The sequence below is a fragment of the Streptomyces sp. NPDC001002 genome (genome assembly GCF_053599215.1).
Genome location: NZ_JBSFLV010000033.1, coordinates 37,657 through 54,912, shown reverse-complemented (window position 1 = coordinate 54,912; position 17,256 = coordinate 37,657). Strand labels below are relative to the sequence as shown.

The 17,256-nt window shown below is 70.1% G+C and carries 14 protein-coding genes; 4 read left to right on the top strand and 10 right to left on the bottom strand.

Translation table 11 applies throughout. From position 1 onward, the window contains the following. Positions 1–17 precede the first annotated feature (17 nt). The 3 genes from sthA (at position 18) to ACWDR3_RS17410 (ending at position 4,177) form a co-directional block, all read left to right on the top strand. Entirely contained in the window at positions 18–1,421 is a 1,404-nt protein-coding gene (sthA, locus tag ACWDR3_RS17420) for a Si-specific NAD(P)(+) transhydrogenase (protein WP_450353354.1), read from the top strand. A 310-nt stretch (positions 1,422–1,731) separates the two neighbouring features. After that, complete coding sequence (locus ACWDR3_RS17415; protein WP_450353353.1) at positions 1,732–3,204, top strand: APC family permease; 1,473 nt, start codon at positions 1,732–1,734, stop codon at positions 3,202–3,204. 10 nt (positions 3,205–3,214) lie between these two features. Next, positions 3,215–4,177, top strand: coding sequence for a hypothetical protein (locus tag ACWDR3_RS17410; protein ID WP_450353352.1), 963 nt, complete (start codon positions 3,215–3,217; stop codon positions 4,175–4,177). 42 nt (positions 4,178–4,219) lie between these two features. On the opposite strand, the gene ACWDR3_RS17405 is transcribed toward ACWDR3_RS17410, so the two are convergent. The 4 genes from ACWDR3_RS17405 to ACWDR3_RS17390 all read right to left on the bottom strand — a co-directional run bounded on the left by ACWDR3_RS17405 (position 4,220) and on the right by ACWDR3_RS17390 (position 7,923). Then, on the bottom strand, positions 4,220–5,380 hold the full coding sequence (locus tag ACWDR3_RS17405; RefSeq protein ID WP_450353351.1) for a HoxN/HupN/NixA family nickel/cobalt transporter: 1,161 nt from the start codon (positions 5,378–5,380) through the stop codon (positions 4,220–4,222). A gap of 133 nt (positions 5,381–5,513) precedes the next feature. Beyond that, the gene (gene prcB / locus ACWDR3_RS17400; RefSeq protein WP_450353350.1) at positions 5,514–6,368 is read right to left on the bottom strand and encodes a proteasome subunit beta; all 855 of its coding nucleotides are present in this window, start codon (positions 6,366–6,368) and stop codon (positions 5,514–5,516) included. Positions 6,369–6,447: 79 nt separating this feature from the next. Beyond that, positions 6,448–7,398, bottom strand: a complete 951-nt coding sequence (locus ACWDR3_RS17395) for a lysylphosphatidylglycerol synthase domain-containing protein (protein ID WP_450353349.1) — start codon at positions 7,396–7,398, stop codon at positions 6,448–6,450. A 129-nt stretch (positions 7,399–7,527) separates the two neighbouring features. Beyond that, entirely contained in the window at positions 7,528–7,923 is a 396-nt protein-coding gene (locus tag ACWDR3_RS17390) for a YybH family protein (protein WP_450353348.1), read from the bottom strand. Positions 7,924–8,027: 104 nt separating this feature from the next. Here ACWDR3_RS17390 and ACWDR3_RS17385 point away from each other — a divergent pair, with 104 nt between their 5' ends. After that, a complete protein-coding gene (locus ACWDR3_RS17385; RefSeq protein WP_450353347.1) occupies positions 8,028–8,708 on the top strand; it encodes a nucleoside/nucleotide kinase family protein in 681 nt (226 codons plus the stop codon). A gap of 6 nt (positions 8,709–8,714) precedes the next feature. On the opposite strand, the gene ACWDR3_RS17380 is transcribed toward ACWDR3_RS17385, so the two are convergent. The 6 genes from ACWDR3_RS17380 to ACWDR3_RS17355 form a co-directional block, all read right to left on the bottom strand. Next, positions 8,715–10,544 (bottom strand): hypothetical protein, encoded by a 1,830-nt coding sequence (locus ACWDR3_RS17380; protein WP_450353346.1) that lies wholly within the window; start codon positions 10,542–10,544, stop codon positions 8,715–8,717. Positions 10,545–10,595: 51 nt separating this feature from the next. Next, positions 10,596–12,314: a hypothetical protein gene (locus ACWDR3_RS17375; RefSeq protein WP_450353345.1), complete on the bottom strand. Its 1,719-nt coding sequence runs from the start codon at positions 12,312–12,314 to the stop codon at positions 10,596–10,598. A gap of 7 nt (positions 12,315–12,321) precedes the next feature. Then, positions 12,322–13,224 (bottom strand): carbohydrate ABC transporter permease, encoded by a 903-nt coding sequence (locus ACWDR3_RS17370; RefSeq protein ID WP_450353344.1) that lies wholly within the window; start codon positions 13,222–13,224, stop codon positions 12,322–12,324. Next, positions 13,221–14,132 carry a carbohydrate ABC transporter permease gene (locus ACWDR3_RS17365; RefSeq protein WP_450353343.1) on the bottom strand — a complete coding sequence of 304 codons (912 nt, stop codon included), beginning with the start codon at positions 14,130–14,132 and terminating at the stop codon, positions 13,221–13,223. The genes ACWDR3_RS17370 and ACWDR3_RS17365 overlap by 4 nt, the downstream gene beginning before the upstream one ends. A 122-nt stretch (positions 14,133–14,254) precedes the next feature. After that, positions 14,255–15,577, bottom strand: coding sequence for an ABC transporter substrate-binding protein (locus tag ACWDR3_RS17360; RefSeq protein WP_450353342.1), 1,323 nt, complete (start codon positions 15,575–15,577; stop codon positions 14,255–14,257). Between the two features lie 277 nt (positions 15,578–15,854). Beyond that, positions 15,855–16,988 carry an ROK family transcriptional regulator gene (locus tag ACWDR3_RS17355; RefSeq protein ID WP_450353341.1) on the bottom strand — a complete coding sequence of 378 codons (1,134 nt, stop codon included), beginning with the start codon at positions 16,986–16,988 and terminating at the stop codon, positions 15,855–15,857. Between the last annotated feature and the right edge of the window lie 268 nt (positions 16,989–17,256).

Genomic DNA, 17,256 nt, shown 5'->3' with positions numbered 1-17,256 from the left:
CTGACAGACTCGGGTAGGTGCGCGACTTCGACATGCTCGTCATCGGATCAGGACCGGGTGGCCAGAAGGCCGCCATCGCCGCGGCCAAGCTTGGCCGCCGGGTCGCCGTCATCGACCGCCCCGACATGGTCGGCGGGGTCTCCATCCACACCGGCACCATTCCCTCCAAGACCCTGCGCGAGGCGGTGCTGTACCTGACCGGTCTCACCCAGCGCGACCTCTACGGGCAGAACTACCGGCTCAAGGAGGACATCACCATCGCCGACCTCACCACGCGCACCCAGCACGTGGTCAGCCGCGAGGTCGAGGTCATCCGCAACCAGCTCTCCCGCAACCACGTGGCGCTGTACGCCGGCACCGGCCACTTCGTCGATCCCCACACCGTCGCCCTGAGCGAAGTCAACGGCCAGGAACGGCTGTTGAGCGCGGACAACATCATCATCGCCACCGGCACCCGGCCGGCCCGCCCGGACAGCGTCGAGTTCGACGGGCAGACCATCATGGACTCCGACAACGTCCTGTCCGTGGAACGCGTCCCGCGCTCCATGGTCATCGTCGGCGCCGGGGTGATCGGCATGGAGTACGCCTCGATGTTCGCGGCGCTCGGCAGCAAGGTGACGGTGGTCGAGAAGCGCGCCGGGATGCTCGACATGTGCGACGTCGAGGTCATCGAGTCGCTCAAGTACCACCTGCGGGACCTCGCCGTGACCTTCCGGTTCGGCGAGACCGTCGCGGCCGTGGAGCGGCACGCGCGGGGCACGTTGACCATTCTGGAGAGCGGCAAGAAGATCCCGGCCGACACGGTGATGTACTCGGCGGGCCGGCAGGGTCTCACCGACGACCTCGACCTCGTCAAGGCGGGCCTGTCCGCGGACAAGCGCGGCCGGATCACCGTCGACGAGCACTACCGCACCGAGGTGCCGCACATCTACGCCGTCGGTGACGTCATCGGCTTCCCGGCGCTGGCCGCCACGTCGATGGAGCAGGGCCGGGCGGCGGCCTACCACACCTGCGGGGAACCGGTCGGGCAGATGCAGAACCTCCAGCCGATCGGCATCTACACCATCCCCGAGATCAGCTTCGTGGGCCGCACCGAGGACCAACTCACCGAGGAGTGCGTGCCGTTCGAGGTCGGCATCTCCCGCTACCGGGAGCTGGCCCGCGGGCAGATCATCGGCGACTCGCACGGCATGCTGAAACTGCTGGTCTCGCCCGTGGACCGCACGCTGCTCGGGGTGCACTGCTTCGGCACCGGCGCCACCGAGCTCATCCACATCGGCCAGGCCGTGATGGGCTGCGGCGGCACGGTCGACTACCTGGTCGACGCCGTCTTCAACTACCCGACGCTGGCGGAGTCCTACAAGGTCGCGGCTCTCGACGCGACGAACAAACTCCGGCAGATCGACCACATCGGCGACTGACCCGCCCGGGGCGGACCGTCTCCGGTCCGCCCCGCGCCAACTTCCCCCACATCTACCCGCGTTGCGTTTCCGCGCTGCTGTCTGTTACCGCTCGGTCGATCCTGAACGCCCGACGCGTGGGGCTATCATCGCTCGCACACACGGTGTGACCACCCTGCGACGCAACCGCCGAGCGGTACCCGCCACCCCACTTCACCGCCCCTGCCCCGAGGCCAACCCTCGCCGGTCCGGGGCGGTTTCACCCCCCACCTCCGCTACGCCGTCGGGGCCGGTCGACCTCGCGTCGTGCAAGACGGAAAGCAGCGCAACGATGAACAACAACAGGGGCAGAGGGCTTCAGCCCAACGCCCTCGGTACGTTCGACACCGTGGTGATGGCCATCGCGGGCAGCGCTCCGGCCTACTCGGTCGCCGCGAGCACCGCGGTCCTCGTCGGCGCGGTCGGTCTGGCCAGTCCCGCCGCGCTGCTCTACTGCGCCTTACCGATGATGGGCATCGCCCTGGCCTTCAACTACCTCGGCCGCATCGACGTGAACGCGGGCGCCAGTTACTCCTGGGTGGGGCGTACGCTGCACCCCTTTCTCGGTTTCATCAGCGGCTGGGCGCTGGTCGTCTCGGCGACCATCTTCATGGTGGCCGGTTCGCTGCCCGCCGGTTCGATGACGCTCGCCCTGTTCGACCAGGGCCTCGCCGACGACACCGCGCTGGCCACGGTGGTCGGGGCCGCCTGGTTCGTCGCCATGCTGCTGGTGGTCCTCGGCGGTGCCCGGCTCACCGTCCGCGCGCAACTGGCCATGTCCGGTGTCGAACTCGCCGTACTGGCGCTGTTCGCCGTGCTCGCCCTCTTCCACACGGGCAACGCCCACGCCTTCGACTGGTCCTGGCTCGGGTTCGACCACTTCGAGGGAACGGCAGGCTTCGCCGCGGGCGCGCTGGTCGCCGCCTTCTACTACTGGGGCTGGGACGTCACCAGCAACCTCAGCGAGGAGACCCGCAACAGCCGTCGTACGACGGGACTCGCGGGTCTGATCGGCCTGGGCGTCGTCTTCCTGCTGTTCGAGGTGTTCACCATCGCGGTGAACGTCATCCTCTCCTCGAAGCAGATCGACGAGAACGAAGCGAACGTGCTGGGCGTGCTCGGCCAGGAGGTCTGGCCCGGCACCGGCGGCAAGCTGCTCGTCGTGGCTGTGATGCTGTCCACCATCGCCACCCTGGAGACGACGCTCATCCAGGTCACGCGCTCGCTGTTCGCGATGGGCCGCGACCGTACGATGCCGTCCGCCCTCGGCCGGGTGCACCCCCGCTGGAACACGCCGTGGGTGGCCATCACCGTGGTAGGCGGGGTGGCGCTCGCGATGTTCATCGCGGCCAACTCCCTCGGCTCGGTGGGCGACATCCTCTCCGACGCGATCTCGGCGATCGGTCTGCAGATCGCCGTGTACTACGGTCTCGCCGGGCTCGCGGCGGTCGTCGCCTACCGCAAGACGCTGCTGAGATCGGCGGGCGACTTCGTGCTCGGCGGGGTGTGGCCGCTGTTCGGCGCCCTGTTCATGTTCTGGATCTTCTTCGAGTCGCTGGGCGAACTGAACACCGCGGCCCTCGCGATCGGCATCGGCGGACTCGCCGTCGGCCTGGTCCCGATGCTCTGGTACTGGAGACGGGGCAGCGACTACTACCGGCCCGCCCGGCTCGACGCCTCACGGACCATCGAGGCCGAGTACGTACCCATCGGCGCCGCCCCGTTGGGCACCCGTGTCCACGAGGGTCTCTCCACGGACTTCTGAGGAGAACCCGATGGCTCGCAACCGATACGCCCCCGACTTCGATCCCGACTGCGGGGACACCTCCCTCAGTTCCGCCCGCCACGACATCGTCATCGGCCGCTGGCAGGGCGTGCGGGACCTGATGCGCGCCACCGGCCCGGACTGGCTCGCCCGCGGCCACCGGGTGCGGACGCTCGCCCAGGCCTGCACCGGCAGTTCGACGGCCGAGTCCTGGCTGGCCGCCGAACCCTACAGCGCCGACGCCCTGTTGCTGCGGGCCGCGACGGAGACCGCCCGGGCGTTCAACCTGGCCATCACGGCAGGGCGGGGCGTGCCGATCGACCACGAACGCGTCGACGCGGCGGTGACGGCGTGTCTCCAGGCGGCCGAGGCGTATCTGGACGATCCGACACCCTGGATCTCTCTGATCTCCGTGTCCCGGCTCTACTCGGCGGGGGTCCGCCGACAGGAACTGGCGCGCTGGTGGGACGAGTTGCACCAGCGCGACCCGTACAACGTAGAGGGCCACCTGCAGATACTCCACTACTACTCGGCCCGCTGGCACGGTACGCACGGCCTCATGTACGACTTCGCCCGCGACGCGGCCGGCGTGGCACCGCCGGGCTGCGGGCTCCCGGTGCTGGTGCAGTACGCGCGCGTGGAGGAGTACCGCTACGCGCTCGACACCGCCCAGGGCAACCGGGCCTCGGTGAGCCTCGGGCAGCACTGGAACAGCGACGGCGCGGTGAACGACGTACGCCGCACCTATCAGCGCTGGATCATGGGCCGTCCGGAGGGCGAGGACATCGAGCCCGGCGAGCTGCGCGACCTCAACTACCTGGCGCACGGCGCCTGCAACGCGGGCGTCGAGGACATCGCTGTCGCGCTGCTGCGCATGGTGGGGCCGCGGGCGACCCGAACTCCCTGGTCGTACACGGGAGATCCGGAGCACCAGCTCGTCAAGTGGCGCAAGGATCTGCGGCTGCGCTCGTGAGACGTGGCCGACGGGGTGTCGCCGATGGACCTGCGATCGCCCCTACTCGGCGGGCTGTTCCGCGGGCCGGGCCAGGCCCGCGGACCACTTCTCCTCGATGCGGCCGAACTTCCACACCAGCAAAGCGATGACCCAGGTGGCGAAGAACAGGCCGACGATCACGAAGCCGATGATGTTCAGGTCGAGGCCGGCCACCCAGTCCCAGAAGAAGCCGTGCAGGTCGAGCTTCTCGGCGAGCAGGCCGAGGAGTTCGACGGTGCCGATGACGAGGGCGACGGCGACCGAGAGGCCGGTGATGGTGAGGTTGTAGTAGACCTTGCGGACCGGCTTGGAGAAGGCCCAGTCGTAGGCGAAGTTCATGAACGAGCCGTCGATGGTGTCGAGCAGCGACATGCCGGCCGCGAACAGCACCGGCAGGCACAGGATCGCGTACCAGGGCAGTCCGGAGGCGGCGCCCGAGCCGGCCAGCACGAGCAGGGCGATCTCGGTGGCGGTGTCGAAGCCGAGGCCGAACAGCAGGCCCAGCGGGTACATCTGCCATGGCTTGGTGATCGACTTCATCACGCGGCCCAGGAGCCGGTTCATGAACCCGCGGTTGTTCAGCTGCTCTTCGAGGGCGGCCTCGTCGAAGTGGCCCGAGCGCATCCGGCGGAAGACCTTCCAGATGCCCGCCAGGATCACGAGGTTGATGATCGCGATGACGTAGAGGAAGACGCCGGAGACGGTCGTGCCGATCAGGCCGGTGACGTCGTGGAGTTGTGAGTCGTCGTCGCGGACGGGGCCGGCCACGGCCTTCACGCCCAGGGAGAGCAGGAAGGCCAGGGCGAAGACGACGCTGGAGTGGCCGAGCGAGAACCAGAAGCCGACCGACAGCGGCCGCTGTCCCTCGCCCATCAGCTTGCGGGTGGTGTTGTCGATCGCGGCGATGTGGTCGGCGTCGAAGGCGTGCCGCATGCCGAGCGTGTAGGCGGTCACGCCGATGCCGATGCCGAAGGACTTGGTGCCGATGCTGTAGTGCTCGGGGGCGACGATCGCGATCAGCGTGAACCAGCCGATGATGTGCAGCGCCAGCACGAAGGCGGCCATCCCGCCGACCCTGATCCACTCCTGCCGCGTCATGGAGCCACGGACGCGGTGCCAGGCCGAGCGCTTGGCCTCGGCCGGGGCGGGGAGGGGCGGAGCGGAACCAGGGGCGGCCGTCATCGGGAGGGTCTTTCCGTCGGTGGAACACGAACGGCCGCACAAGGCAGCCTTGTGCCATGCTCCCGTACTTGCAACTCATGTGCAGTAAAGGCCGAGGCAGGCCTTTCCCATGTGCGGGGAAAGTGGCTGCTCCTCAGGCCGTGGCGTTCGGTCCGTCCGGGCGGTCGCGCCGTTGGTCGACCATCTCGCGGCTGAGCTCCTCCGTCTCCGTCTCGGGCAGCCGCTCGAAGCCGTCCTCGGTGATCACCGACACCAGCGGGAAGATCCGGCGGTTGATGTCGGGTCCGCCGGTCGCGGAGTCGTCGTCCGCCGCGTCGTAGAGCGCCTGGAGCGCGGCGAGGGCCGCCTCGCGTCGGGACATGTCCGGGTGGAAGAGCTTCTTCAGCGCGCCCCTGGCGTACGGCGAGCCGGAGCCCTCGGCGTGGAAGTCGGACTTCTCGTAGGGGCCGCCGGTGACGTCGAAGCTGAAGATGCGGCCGCGCCCGCCCGCGGGGGCCGACGGGTCGTAGCCGACCAGGAGCGGGACGACGGCGAGGCCTTGCATGGCCTGGCCGAGGTTCTGCCGGATCATGCCGGCGAGCCGGGTCGCCTTCGCGTTGAGGGTCATCGGGATGCCCTCGATCTTCTCGAAGTGCGTGAGTTCGACCTGGTAGAGCTTGATCATGTCGAGGGCGAGGCCGACGGTGCCGGCGAAGGCGACGGCCGTGTGGTCGTCGGCGGGGTGCACCTTCTCCAGATCGCGCTGCGCGATGAGGTTGCCCATCGTGGCCCTGCGGTCGCCGGCGATCATCACGCCGTCGCGGTAGGCGAGGGCCAACACCGTGGTGCCGTGCGGGAACCGACCGGGTGCGGCGCGCACGCCGGGCGGCAACTGCGGGCTCATGGGCAGCAGTTGGGGCCGGTGCGCGGTCAGGAACTCGGTGAACGACGAGCTCCCGGGGACGAAGAACTCCTCCCCTAAACGGCCTTCGGACTCGCTGCCTGTCATCCAACTCCCCCTCCGCACCGGGCCGGTAGTCAACAACCGAGTCCTACCTGAAGCGGGCGGACGCAAAACGCGGGGCCGCTCACAGCGCCTTGCGGCGGACGAGCACCCCGAGCACCGCGAGTCCCGGCAGCAGCGGCAGCCACACGGTCAGCAGCCGGTAGCCGAGCACGACGGAGGCGGCCGCGGCCACAGGCGCCCCGGCCGCCGTGAGCGCGAAGGCCAGAGCAGCGTCGAGGGAGCCGAGCCCGCCGGGGGTGGGCAGCAGCGCCGCCGCACTGCTGGCGGCGAGGTAGAGCAGCGCCACCCTGGCCGGGGCCAGGGGCAGTTCCACGGCCCGGGTGACGGCGATCAGGACGAGGGAGTGCAGCGCGGCGAACGCCAGCGAACCGCCCCACAGTGCGGCGGCCCGATGCGGCCGCGCGTGCACGGCCCGGATGTCCGCGAGCACCGCCGTGAGGACCTTGCGGCAGCGTGGCCACAGCGGGCAGCCGACCAGGACGACCGCCACCGCGGCCACGGCGGGCACGAGGGCCACCAGCCAGCCGGGGACGGGCGGCAGCCGCAGGACTCCGGGACAGGCGAGGGCGAGTACGGCGATCAGGGCGCAGCGGACGGCGCCTGCCGCGGTCGTCTTGACGGCCAGGGCGGTGGCGGAGCGCCCGGCGGACAGGCCGCAGCGCATGAGGAAGCGCAGGTTCACCGCGCCGGCGCCCAGTCCCGCCGGCAACAGGTGATTGGCGGCGGTGGCGGCGAACTGCGCGGCCACCAACCGGCCACCGGGTAGCCGCTCCCGCACCGCGCCCTGCTGGGCCAGCGCCGCACACGCCCAGGTGGCCGCGGCGGCACCGGCCCCCACCAGCAACCAGCCCTCGTCGGCGACGGCCAGCCGGCCCGCTCCGGTGACGACCGCGGGCCAGTGCGGCAGGGCCAGACAAGTGGCGCAGACCAGCAGTGCGAGGGCGAGCACCGACTGCCAGTACACCCGTCGGCGGGTGGGTGCGGCGAGGGCGGCGTGCGTGCTGTCGGCCATGCGCCCCTCCCCGTCGCCCCCGGTTCGTCGGGCCACAGCCGAGAGCGCGGGAAAAGTCACGAAAACACGGACAAACTAACCCATATCCAATACGGGGACGTCATGAGGTACCGCCGGGCGGATGACCGGTCAGTCGTGCGGGAACGAGTGGTGCTCATGGGCGACCACCCAGCGGCCGTCGTCCTTGCGCAGGCCGAGCGTGAGCCGCAGCCGCATGGTGGGGTGGTGGGCGAGTTCGTCGGGGGTGCCGCAGCGCAGCAGGGCATGGGCGTAGGCGACGTCGGTGTCCGCCGTGACGTCGAGGGTGTCGATCTCGAAGCAGGCACCCTGCGCCTGCCAGGCGAAGAACGGCGGCCAGGCCGCACCGTAGGCGGCGAGCCCGTGCAGCCCTTCGTACGGCGGTGGCACGTCGTACATGACGAGGTCCTCCGCGTGATCGGCGAGTACGGCGGCCAGGTCGCCGCGGTGGACCGCGTCGGCCCACCGGATGATCAGGGCACGGATCCGCGCCTCGTCGTCGGGCATGGCGGGCGCTCCTTTCCTCTACGGGAGCGACTCCCCTGGCAGGGGCTCGTCACTCCCCGATCTGTTCGAGCAGTTCGATCTCTTCGAGTGTCACACTCGGCCCTGTGCCGCTGACGTTCGACGACCTCCTCGTCCGTGCCCGCGCCCTGCTCCCGGACGGCCCGCCCCGCGCGATCCTCGGCATCGCCGGCAGCCCGGGTGCCGGCAAGACGACGCTGGCCGAGCGTCTCGTACGGGAACTCAACGGCACCGGCGAGCCCTGGGCCGCGCACGTCCCGATGGACGGCTTCCATCTGGCGGACGTCGAACTGGACCGCCTCGGCCGCCGCGACCGCAAGGGCGCCCCCGACACCTTCGACGCGGCGGGGTACGCGGCGCTGCTGCGGCGGCTGCGCGAGGAGACGGACGAGATCGTGTACGCACCCGGTTTCGAGCGCGTGCTGGAGCAGCCGATCGCGGGGGCGATCCCGGTGGAGCCTGGCATCCGGCTCGTCGTCACGGAGGGCAACTACCTGTTGGTGGACGCCGGTTCGTGGGTACGGGTGCGCGCCGCGCTGGACGAGGTGTGGTTCTGCGAACTGGCCGAGCAGGAGCGGATCCGTCGACTGGTCGCCCGGCACGAGGAGTTCGGCAAGGACCACGAGTCGGCGGTGGCCTGGGTGCTGAGCACGGACCAGCGCAACGCCGACCTGGTGGCGACGACCCGGCACCGGGCCGACCTGATCGTCCCGGTCGATGCGCTGCCCGCGCCGGAGATCGACTCGGCGGCGCGGGCAGGCGGTTGAGGGCGCTCAGGCGCGCAGGGTCAGCTCCGGCTCGGCTCCGGCGTCACCCGTCGGGTCGCCGATCACCGCGGTGAAGGCCTCGGTGCGCACGATCAGGCCGTTGTCGCTCAGCTCGAAGGCGGGCACGAACGGACCGTCGCCGCCGTAGCGCACGGCGAACACGTGCAGGTCCTCAGGCGCTCCGGGGGCCGGCTCCGCCTCCACAGCGCTGGAGGACACCAGGTGCCGCCAGCCCTCGTCAGGGTTCCCGTAGCCGCGCGGGTCGGCGGCCAACGCGAAGGCCGCCAGCTCCTGGGTCAGTTCCGCGCGGGCGTCGAAGTGGTCGACACCCTCCGACTCCGGGTGGGTCAGGCGCAGTTCACCGGCCGACGTCACCTTCGCGTCCGCGGTCCTGCGCACCCGGTCGCCGTCGTCCGCGGCGTAGGGCAGCCCTGCCAGCAGGTACGGGGTGCCGGGCAGGCGTTCCACGGCGACCGTCGTCCACAGGGCCCGGCCGTCGGTGACGTACAGCGAGCGGACGTGCCGCAGGACATGGTCGCGGCCGACGACCGGCTTGGTGACCAGCTTGGCGGTCAGTCCGTCGGCGCGCACGTCCCGGACCCGTACCTCGCCCATCGGGCGGCTGAACAGGAATCCGTCGAGCACCGGGCCGAAGCCGTGCTGCCGGTTGACCGCCGCGGGCAGGTAGTACGTGCCGGCGGCCTCGACCAGTGACGGGGTCATCTTGCTGTCGAAGGCCACCGACACGGCGCCGGCGCGGAGTTGATGGCGGGCCGGTCCCGTCGAGGGTGTCCGGTGCCAGCGCGTAGTGTCCTGGATCTGCCACACCAGCATCCAGGCGAAGTGACCGTCCACTCCCCCGTCCGGCTTGACCGCGTGCCGGCCCCAGCGGGTGTCGCCCCGGTAGCGGCCGATGTCCGAGCCGATACGGCTGCCGAAGTAGCGCAGGCCGAGGACCGACTCGAAGCCGGAGTGCTGTTCGCTGTAGCGGGGGCCGCCGTTGTCGAAGCCGCCGCCCGTGAGGCGTGCGTCGATGTAGCAGGCCAGCGCCTCGCCGTCCTCCGCGAAGACGTCCTCGCCGCTGACGATGTGGGCCTTGGCGAGGAACGACAGGGAGATGGGGCCGTAGTTGTTGTCGTACGCTCCGCCGTGCTCGGGCGGGAGGAGTGCGCCACGGTCGCTCACGCGGTGGGCGCGGATCTCGTCGGCGTAGATGGCCAGCGCGCGTTCGCGCACCAACTCTCCTTCTGCTGGCGGGAGATGCTGGGCCAGCATCAGACCGCCGACCACGCAGCCGATGGCCTGGTTGCCGGCTTCCTGCGGGTTGAAGAAGGTCGCCTCGGTGAGCCAGCGCCAGTATCCGTGCGCCAACTCGACCAGTGCGGTGCGCTGTTCGTCGTCGACGAGTCCGTCCGTCGCGTCCAGGATGTTGAGCGTCTGGAGCAGCGCCCACGTCGTGCTCGGCCAGTCGCCGATGGGGTGGCCGCCCGTCTCCAGGACGTAACGGGCGTACGGGAGGCCGGAGTTGCGGACCTTCAGGTTCGGGTAGCCGGGGTTGTCCTCGGTGTAGACGCGCTCCTGGAGGTGGAAGGCGAGGCTGCGCAGTACCGCCTCGGGCAGCCGTGGGTCCTTGCCGCGCTGCCAGGCGAAGGCCAGCAGCGAGGTGATCCCGAGCGAGGTGTCCCCGATGTCGTCGAGCGCGTCGGGGTGTTCGAGATTGCCCTCCGGCGTGATGCGCCGCAGGGCCTGCTCGACGACGTCGGCGAGGACGGCGTCGTAGGCCTCCGGAGTGTCCGGGAGGTCGTGCAACGGGCCGCGCTGGTGGAGGAGGTGCACGGGTGGGTCAGCCCTTCATGCCTGAGGTGGCCATCGCGTGGGTCGTCGGGGTCAGAAGACGGGTGCGGGGCGGTGGGCGCGCAGTGCGAGGCTCAGGGTCTGCGGGCCGTTTCCACCGAGGTAGACGCGGTTCCCGGTCGTCGCGTCGGTGCCGCCCGCCACGGTGTAGTCCTGCCCCGGGTCGTACCGTAGTACGTCGCCGCGGTCCGGTCCGGCGAGGGGTTCGCCCGCCTCGACGGCGACCTCGACGCGGATCTCGTCGTCGCCGACCCGGTAGGTCATCGGTCCCGAAGCAAGGCACCAGCGTCCGTCGCCGATCGGTACGGCCCCCTCCGCAACTCCCCCTGGCCGGAAGGTCAGTTCGAGGGCCCAGGGCACGCGTGGGCCGCTGATGTCGATGCGCAGGTCGGCACCGTCCTCCCGCAGCTCCACTTCGACGCGGGTCGTCTGGGAGACCTCGTCCCGAGGCCGGTCGGCGAAGGCCATCGCGGCCGAGAAACGTCCCTCGTCCGCGAGGCGGTAGGCACCGTCGTCGCATCGCCAGTCCGGCGGGAGCGGTTGGTAGTAGGCGGCCGCGAGGGTCTCGGTGAGCCGGTAGCGGTTGTCGGCCAGTTGGTGCATGCCGGCGGCGCGGAACGGGCCGAGGTCGAAGAAGCCCCGGGAGAGGCGGACCGCGTCGAGGACGGCGTCGCCCGCGAACAGGCGCAGGAAGGTGGGATTGCAGGCCAGGCCCGAGCGGATGCGCCGGTGTTCGGGCACGTCCGAGCCGCCGTACAGGACGCTGTGCGCGGTGGCGGAGGCACGGGAGGCGAGGCGTGCCGTGGTGAAGTACCGGTCGCGGGAAAGGGGTTCCGGCTCCGGTGTCGGCAGCGGGCGGCACAGGTCGGGGGTGAGGACGGTCTCGGCGAGCAGGTTGGGGTCGTCGATGCCGTCGGCCGCCGCGCGATGCGCCGCTCGGGCGAGGTCGCCCCGGCCGGTGCGGATCGCCAGCAGCCGGTAGTGGGCCAGGTAGTGCGCCAGCGGGAACGTATGCCTCTGGTCCTGCCGCCGCGAGTGGACGGTCTCCACCGTGCCGTCCGGTCTGATGAGGTCCAGGGTCGCCGTGAGGTTGCGTTCGACGGCGTCCCGCAGGTCGGGGCGGTCGAGGACGTCGGCCAGGAGCAGCAGCGACGGGTTGGACACGTGGGAGGCGTAGACGGCGCTCCGCTCCGAGTACAGGCCCTCCGCGTCGATGTCGACGCCCTCGGCGAGCCACTCCTCGACGCGGTCGAGCAGCCGGTCGTCCGGGAACGACCGGTGCAGGCGGGCCAGCGCCGCGCTCAGTTCCCAGCGGTGGTTCGGCGTGTGCACCCCGCCCGCCCGGAGGCTCTCGGCCGCCGCGCCCGCGATCTCCGCGAGAGCGGCGGTGACCTTGCGCAGTTCCGGACCCGCGCCCGCGGCGAGGACGTGCGCGTCGCACACGTCGTTGACCGTGAACGCGGAGTCCGGCGGTGACTGCACGTTGTCGCCGCCGGCGAAGAGGCCGGTGGCGGTCTGCGCGGCCCGCAGGGCGGCGAGGTGGGTCAGCGCGGCGGTGACGGCCTGCTCGCTGCCGTGCAGTGCCGAGTCCGGGGAACGGTACGCCGCGACCAGGGTCTTGACCCGGCGTGCCAGAGCGCGGTGGGTGACACCGGTCGGCTCCTTGTCGGGGCCGACCGCCAGCGGGGCGGCCAGCCCGTCGGCGGCGCCGGCCGCCGCGCGGACGAACTCGTGGTCGAGCGGGGTGGGCACGGTCGGGTCAGTCCTTCAGTCCGGCGTTGATGTCGGCGCTCATGACGTACCGCTGGAACACCAGGAAGACGAGGATCAGCGGGATCATGGAGATGACCGAACCGCCGAGCAGCACCGACCAGTTGATGTTCTGCGCGCCGACGAGGCTCTGGATGCCGATCTGCACGGTGAACTTGTTGGGGTCGTTGAGCATCAGCAGCGGCCAGATGTAGTCGTTCCAACGCCACTGGAACGACAGGATGGCGAGGGTCAGCATGATGGGCCGGGAGATCGGCACCATGATCCGCAGGAAGATCGACAGTTCACGCGCGCCGTCGATGCGGGCGGCCTCGACGAGTTCGTCGGGGACCGTCAGGAAGAACTGGCGGAACATGAAGCAGCCGGTCGCGGTGAGCACGGCCGGGAGGATGATGCCGCCGAAGGAGTTGTAGAGGCCGAGGTCGCGGACGACCAGGAACTCGGGGGCGAGCATGACCTCGGACGGCAGCATCGTGGTGGCCAGGATGCAGATGAAGAAGAACTTCAGCCACTTGTTGTTGTACTTGGCCAGCGCGTAGCCGGTGCAGCAGCTGACGCCCACCGTGAGGATCGTCGTGATCACGCACACGATGGCCGTGTTGATGAAGTACTGGGAGAAGTTGGCGCTGTCCCACGCGGCCTTGTAGCCGGACAGGGTGGGGTTGTGCGGAAGCACGGTCAGCGGCAGGGAGAACAGGTCGCCGGCCGGCTTGAAGGAGCTGAGGACGAACCACAGCACCGGCAGCCCGTAGATGGCGGCCAGGATCCACAGCAGTGTCGTCGCGGGTACCGCCTGCCGGAGCCCACCACTGCGCGCACCGCGGGACCGCTTCTTGGCAGCGGTCCGCCCGGGACCGGAGTCGACCGGACGCGGCGTGTCTGTGGTTGTCATCGGTTCTCCATCCGCCGGTTGGCGATCAGCTGGATGATCGCGACGGCCATCAGGATGAGCATGAGCACGAAGGACGCGGCGCTCGCGTAGCCGATCTGGCCCCGGTTGAATCCGGTCTGATAGATGTACTGGACAAGCAGGTTGTTCGAGGTGCCGGGTCCGCCGTTGTTGAGGGAGACGAACAGCGGGTACTCCTTCATCGCGTTGATCGTGTTGAGCAGGATCACGATGAACGAGGTGGGCGCGATGCTCGGCAGCGTGATGCTGATGAACTGGCGCCAGGGACCGGCGCCGTCGAGCGAGGCGGCCTCGTAGTACGAGGTGGGCACGTTCTTGATCGCCGCGATGAACAGCAGCATCGAGAAGGCCGTTCCCCACCAGGCGCCCGCCATCACGACCACGCCCAGGGACAGGTCCGCGTTCGACTGCCAGGCGATCGCGTTCCCGCCGAGCTTCTCGATGACGTAGTTGATCAGGCCGAAGTTCTCACCGAACAGCCACCGCCACAGGACACCCACGACGATGGGCGAGATGAGCCACGGGATGAAGAAGAGGACACGGGCGACCGACGCGCCCTTGGCCTGCTTGCTCACCACCAGGTTGGCGATGAGGAGCGAGAGCACGAAGTTCAGCGGGACGACGAGCACGGTGTAGAGCAGCGTCCGGAACAGCGCGTCGTAGAAGGTGGAGTCCCCGAACAGGTTCTGGTAGTTGTCCAGTCCGATGAACTGGAACGCCCCCACGCCTGTGTAGTTGGTGAAGGAGTAGACGAGCCCGATCACCGCCGGCCACACGAAGAACAGTGCGAAGAGCACGACGTTGGCCGCGATGAGGACGAGCGGCGCGACGGTGTAGGTGTTGCGTCGCCTGGGCGGGCTCCCGGACACGTCCGAGGCGCGTTTTGTCATCTTCCTGACTCCGTGCTGGTGGATTGGATTGCTGTCGGCTCACGCCGTGAGCCCGGCATCGAGCGGGCGCCCGGGGCCGGGCGGCGGTGGCTGGACCCCGCCGCCCGGCAGCTGGCCCACGATCAGCCGCCGACCGCCGTGTTGTAGCCGTCCACGATGTTCTGCAGGGCCTTGTCGGCCGACTGCTGGCCGTTGATCGCCTTGCCGAGCTCCGTCTTGGTCGGGTCCTCGGTGAGGCTCTTGCCCTTCAGCACCCAGTTCGTCTGCGCGCTGTTGAAGTAGCCCGAGATCGGGGCGTAGAGCGGGATCTCCTCGTTGTAGAGCTTGAACGCCGCCTGTGCCGCGTCGGAGGTGAAGGGGTACTTCGGGTTCAGTCCGCTCTCGACCGGGAGGAAGCCGGAGGCCTGGACCAGCTCGGTGTAGTTCTTCGGCTCGTACACCCAGGACATGAACTTCTCGGCGGCGGTGGCCGCGGCGCCGTTGTTGTTGAAGCCCACCATCAGGCCGCCGCTGTTGACGTCACTGGCCTGCACCGGCTGGGCGGGGGTCGGGACGCTCGCCCACTCGAACTTCTTGATGCTCTCCGCGAAGGCGGCCACCTGCCACACGCCGGACCAGTAGGCGACCACGTCACCGCTCTGGAACATGGCCGACGGGTCGGCGCCGCTGGTCCACACCGACTTCGGCATGACCTTGTCGTCGTTCCAGCCGACGAAGGTGTTCACGGCCTTCTTGGTGGCGGCGTCCACCGAGAACTTGCCGGAGGAGTCCGCGTGGACGTACTTCCCGCCCATCTCGTACACCATGGCGCGGAGTCGGGAGGGCGACTGGTCGAACGTCAGGGAGTACTTGGCGCCGGTCTTCTCGCGGACCTTGTTGGCGGCCGCGATGAACTCGGTCCAGGTCCAGGTCTTCTCGGGCGAGGCCGGGACGGAGACGCCGGCCTTCTCGAACAGCGACTTGTTGATGAACAGCCCGGACGCGGTGATGTCCGAGGGAATGGCCAGCACCTTCCCGGACGAGTCCTTGGCGATGAAGTTCTGGTTGATCTTGTTGGTCTTGTTGTCGGAGATGGACTTGAGGTCGATCAGCTTGCTCGACCAGATCGGGTCCAGCGCCGGCACGGCCGCCACGTCCGGCAGGGAGTTCGCCTGCGCGGCGTTGTGCAGCTTCGTGGTGTAGCCGTCGTAGGGGACGTTGACGAGCTTGACGCTGACGCCCTGCTCCTTCTTGTACTGCGCCACCAGCTTCTTCCAGCCCGCGTCCTGCCCCGGAACCGTGGAGATCCAGAACGTCAGGGACTTGGAGGTCCCGCCCGAGCCGGAGCCCGACCCGCAGGCGGAGAGCAACAGGGCTCCTGCCGTGGCTACGGCAGCGAGAGGAACCAGGCGGCGCATGCCGCCGCGGCCGAGTCGGCGGGAGCGCCGCACACCCACAGTGGTCATCTTGGATCCCATTTCGTCGTAAGGGACGGAGCACGGCGCCGACTGGAGCGGCACGGGTGCATTTTGCTGGAAAAGTCGCATTCCGGGGGCGCGGCCTCGCCCGGCCGCATCATCCACGCGGGGTAGAGATCCCCGGCCGTCCTGGCCGTCACCGCACGGGCACGCCCTCGTGCGGTTGCCGTACGTCGTGTACGGGCTGGGAGGCTCACCCCAAGTCGGCGTCCCGACCGACTTAGAAAGCGCTTGTCCGGACATTGGCAGACCGAGTCCGAGGCCGTCAATCCTTCACCCACGCGGCTTCGGTCACGGTTTGGACTCCTCTGGCCACCGCGAGCCGGGCCGCACCGACCACCGTGCCGCGGTCCCCGACCGTGCTGCTGACCACCTCGGTGGGCCAGCTCAGCCGACCCAGCTCGGCCCGCACACCGGGCAGGAGCTGCGGATACGCGCCGGTGCTGCCACCCAGCACGATCAGCCCCGGGTCCAGTACGGCGGCCACGGCGGCGGCGAGCCGGCCCACGTCGGCGGCATGCCGGTCGACGAGGACGCGAGCCGTCTCCCGGCCCGCCGAGGCGAGGGCGAAGAGCTGGTCGGCGCTGTCCGGGACCGGGCCCTCGGCGTCCCGCCAGGCCGCCGCGGCCCGTCTCAGCAGGGACTGGGCGCCGACGTACTCCTCCAGAGCCTCCTGGCGCGGCTCACGGTCGTCGTCCCACGGGTAGGGCAGCCGCGCGAGCTCACCGGCCGCGCCGTTGGCCCCGCGCAGCACCTGGCCGCCGATGACGATGCCGAGGCCGATACCCACGCCGATCCGCAGATAGCCGAAGGTGCGCCGGCCCAGGGCGGCGCCCTCGTGCAGCTCGGCGAGGGCGGCGCAGTTGACGTTGTTCTCCAGGTGGACCGGCACTCCGGGCGGCAGCGCGACCGACACGGCGTCGAAGACGGGCCCCGCCTTGGCGGTCGCGGGCCGCATGCGGCCACCGGCGCCGTCCGGCGCGGTCACATCACCGACCGCCACGACGATGGTGCGCAGCGGGGCGCCGGCGGGCAGGGCGGCCAGCGCCTCGCGCACGGCGTCGACGGCGTCCTCCCTGGTGGCGGTCGCCTCGGCGAGCAGGGTGCCGTCCAGGGCGCAGCCGCGCACCAGGGTCCGGGCGGGACCGAGGTCGACGGCGAGCACGGCGCCGGAGGCGGGCCCCAGGCCGTATACGGCGGCGGAGCGGCCGGTGCCGCCGGAGGCGGTGCCGGAGTGGGTGGCCAGCCGGACGGCCTCCAGCTCGGCGACGGCGGAGGAGACCGTCGGCTTGGACAGCCCCGCCAGACTCGCCAGCTGGGGCCGGGTCGCGCTGCCGGCCTGCGCCAGCACCGCGAAGACCGCGCTCGCGCTCTCGGTCAGGCGGGGGGTCTCCGCCACGACGTGTTCCACAGTTCCCCCATGGGTCAGGGGCCGCGCTCCCCGGGTGTCGCGGGATGCGGCGTTGAGACGACCTTGCGTCACGCGTCCCCGCCACACAGCGGCCCGGAAGGTCGTTCCAGTGATCGAGTTCGCGATGACTCTTGACGCACTGTACTTCGTTAGTTAACTTCCTAACGAAGTACACGGTACTCGCCTGCCGTGATCCGCACGAGGCCCGTCCCGGGGCTTCCCTACTTCTCCAATTCCTCTTCGGCCAGGCACGGTT

What these genes read in the sequence shown, in the direction of transcription:
- ACWDR3_RS17415 (WP_450353353.1), top strand. Translation starts at nt 1,732, where the DNA reads ATGAACAACAACAGGGGCAGAGGGCTTCAGCCCAACGCCCTCGGTACG.
- ACWDR3_RS17410 (WP_450353352.1), top strand. Translation starts at nt 3,215, where the DNA reads ATGGCTCGCAACCGATACGCCCCCGACTTCGATCCCGACTGCGGGGAC.
- ACWDR3_RS17405 (WP_450353351.1), bottom strand. Translation starts at nt 5,380, where the DNA reads ATGACGGCCGCCCCTGGTTCCGCTCCGCCCCTCCCCGCCCCGGCCGAG.
- prcB (WP_450353350.1), bottom strand. Translation starts at nt 6,368, where the DNA reads ATGACAGGCAGCGAGTCCGAAGGCCGTTTAGGGGAGGAGTTCTTCGTC.
- ACWDR3_RS17395 (WP_450353349.1), bottom strand. Translation starts at nt 7,398, where the DNA reads ATGGCCGACAGCACGCACGCCGCCCTCGCCGCACCCACCCGCCGACGG.
- ACWDR3_RS17390 (WP_450353348.1), bottom strand. Translation starts at nt 7,923, where the DNA reads ATGCCCGACGACGAGGCGCGGATCCGTGCCCTGATCATCCGGTGGGCC.
- ACWDR3_RS17370 (WP_450353344.1), bottom strand. Translation starts at nt 13,224, where the DNA reads ATGACAACCACAGACACGCCGCGTCCGGTCGACTCCGGTCCCGGGCGG.
- ACWDR3_RS17365 (WP_450353343.1), bottom strand. Translation starts at nt 14,132, where the DNA reads ATGACAAAACGCGCCTCGGACGTGTCCGGGAGCCCGCCCAGGCGACGC.
- ACWDR3_RS17360 (WP_450353342.1), bottom strand. Translation starts at nt 15,577, where the DNA reads ATGACCACTGTGGGTGTGCGGCGCTCCCGCCGACTCGGCCGCGGCGGC.